The sequence below is a fragment of the Streptococcus sp. 2741 genome, assembly GCF_013276315.1.
Classification (GTDB): domain Bacteria; phylum Bacillota; class Bacilli; order Lactobacillales; family Streptococcaceae; genus Streptococcus; species Streptococcus pseudopneumoniae.
In genome coordinates this window covers 1-2,133 of sequence record NZ_VMKU01000171.1, presented here as the reverse complement: position 1 = coordinate 2,133, position 2,133 = coordinate 1, and the positions used below count along the sequence as shown (strand labels likewise).

Sequence of the window (2,133 nt, the reverse complement as noted above, 5' to 3'; positions counted from 1 at the left end):
AGCTCCCCTGCTCGTTCTCATTGGAAATTGTGGAACACAATTCCTTGGCAAAGAACAAGTCAAAAATTATTATATAGAAGCAAGAGAGCTATGCAAGATTTATAACAATCCTTTCTCTGTGAAAATCGCAAGTTTTTCCCACCTTTTCTCAATACTGAAACAACATCTTTCCAGAACTTCAATAATTTCTTTTTGTGTTAAATCATTATTTAACTAAATCTTTGGAGGTAATACGTTTTCAAAGCTACTTTTTACCATAGATTTTGAGCTTTCAACACATATTACTAAGCCAAAAATGCTCTAAATTTTTGAAATTCTAACAAATGCCACTCAACTTCATCATCATCTTTGACTTTCACAATATCTTCCTCAAAATAACATGGAATAAAGATAGTTTTCTTTTGAAACGGTTGTAGGAGGAAAATCTCTCCTACACTATTTTTGATTCTGAGAGAAAATTGCAAAATATCATCTACCAAACTTTCAATTATTAAGATTTTTTGCAGTTTATCTGAATTAGAATCGCAAGGCTTCTCAATAATATAATTGTCGAATTTTTTCATTCTAACTTTCTCTCCACTATTTCTTCCTTTATCAAGAAAAAGTTACCTCAATATTCATAAAGTACAATTCTAAATTAACTCCAATTATTGATTCATGATAATATTTCGATAACTCATCGTGCAATTAAAAACAAGGATTTTTATTTCAGACGATCCATCGTGAACACTTCATCAGCCATCTCCCAAATTGCCGGATTATGTGTTGCGATAATGATTAGCCTATTATCATCTCGAAGAGATAGCAAAATCTCCATAATCAACTGAGAGGTTGCTGGGTCTATTGAAGCTGTTGGCTCATCTGCCAGAATAAAGGGTGGATTCTTTAAGATAATTTTTGCCAAGGCAACCCGTTGCGATTCTCCGCCCGATAACTCAAAGATGCGCTTATCTAGGTCAAGATAAGCCAGGCCGACCTGTTCTAAAGCCTGCTTCTGCCTCAACCGCTGTTCCGACCGACTCAACTTTTGACCAATGAGACCTAGCTTAAGGTTTTCTTCAATACTTTGGTTTTCAATTAAGCCAAAGTTCTGGAAGAGGTAGCCCAATTCGTGACGGAAAAAATCACTCGATTTATAATTGGCCAAGTCTTTACCTCGGTAAAAAATCGTCCCATCATAAGGTTCTAATTTCCCAATCATGTTCATCAAGGTTGTTTTTCCGCTACCACTTGAACCAATTAAGGCATAGACTTTTCCAGCCTCAAATGTCATTGAAAGATTCGAAAATAACTCTCGTTCTCCAAAAGATTTACTCACCTGTTTAAGTTCAATCATATTAACCTCCCTTCAAAACAAGCATGGACATCTTGTTTTCTTTCTGCATTTGGACATGTAACTGAAAAAGAGATAGACCAGTAAAGAGTAACAAGACTAAGAAAGCAACTCCTATCTCTACCTGAAGAAATACACTCGCAATAAATCCCAGTAAAAACACACCCAGTTGAGCAAAGAGATAGGTGCGATGGATTTCTAAGAACCTGAGACCTGCAATGCGTTTGATAAAAATGGCACGTCTAAATTCTTCAAAGTAGAGCCTATTCATAGTGTTAAACAACAAGATTGAAGTTGCAATCCCAAGCACAGCTCCTGCTAGCATTACCCAACGTTCCCTCTGGATATTATCCAATAATGTGATGTAGTTATGGTAACCTGTTTGCATTTCTGAGACCCAATTTTCAATGCCTTGTCTCTGGATAAGCTCCTGGGCATCAGACAATTGATTAAAGAGAATGTAGTTCTGTACTGCGTCTATCCAAAACAAAATGGACTGTGGACCAGTTGATTGGGGTGTTATAACAATGATGATTGGATCTTTCAAAAATTGTTGGTAAGAAATAGGGGTCGTATTATATACAAAACGATCCTGACCTGATTCTAAATAACCTACCGTAGCAGTCATTTGCTGTCGTTCATCTTGACTAGACATGCGACTGGTTAAGTCGTCTTCAAAAACAGATTTATAATGTTCTTCCTCTGAACGGAGGTGTTCAGGCAGCAATAAGACAAACTCCCCTACATCAAGGTGATTCATCTTTTGCTCAATAGTTGTATCGTAAGCGCGTCATAACAAG

Annotated in this window: 3 protein-coding genes and 1 pseudogene; 1 reads left to right on the top strand and 3 read right to left on the bottom strand. The window is 36.6% G+C overall.

Annotation, left to right across the window (positions count from 1 at the left end; all coding sequences use genetic code 11):
• Positions 1–217, top strand: a pseudogene (locus HT671_RS11330) (XRE family transcriptional regulator); the annotation flags it as partial.
• A 67-nt stretch (positions 218–284) separates the two neighbouring features.
• On the opposite strand, the gene HT671_RS12130 reads toward HT671_RS11330, so the two are convergent.
• The 3 genes from HT671_RS12130 to HT671_RS11315 all read right to left on the bottom strand — a co-directional run bounded on the left by HT671_RS12130 (position 285) and on the right by HT671_RS11315 (position 2,093).
• Positions 285–563, bottom strand: a complete 279-nt coding sequence (locus HT671_RS12130) for a hypothetical protein (protein WP_000712965.1) — start codon at positions 561–563, stop codon at positions 285–287.
• Positions 564–703: 140 nt separating this feature from the next.
• Positions 704–1,336 (bottom strand): ABC transporter ATP-binding protein, encoded by a 633-nt coding sequence (locus HT671_RS11320; protein ID WP_138702204.1) that lies wholly within the window; start codon positions 1,334–1,336, stop codon positions 704–706.
• A 1-nt stretch (position 1,337) separates the two neighbouring features.
• Positions 1,338–2,093: a DUF1430 domain-containing protein gene (locus HT671_RS11315; protein ID WP_166735507.1), complete on the bottom strand. Its 756-nt coding sequence runs from the start codon at positions 2,091–2,093 to the stop codon at positions 1,338–1,340.
• Positions 2,094–2,133 lie beyond the last annotated feature (40 nt).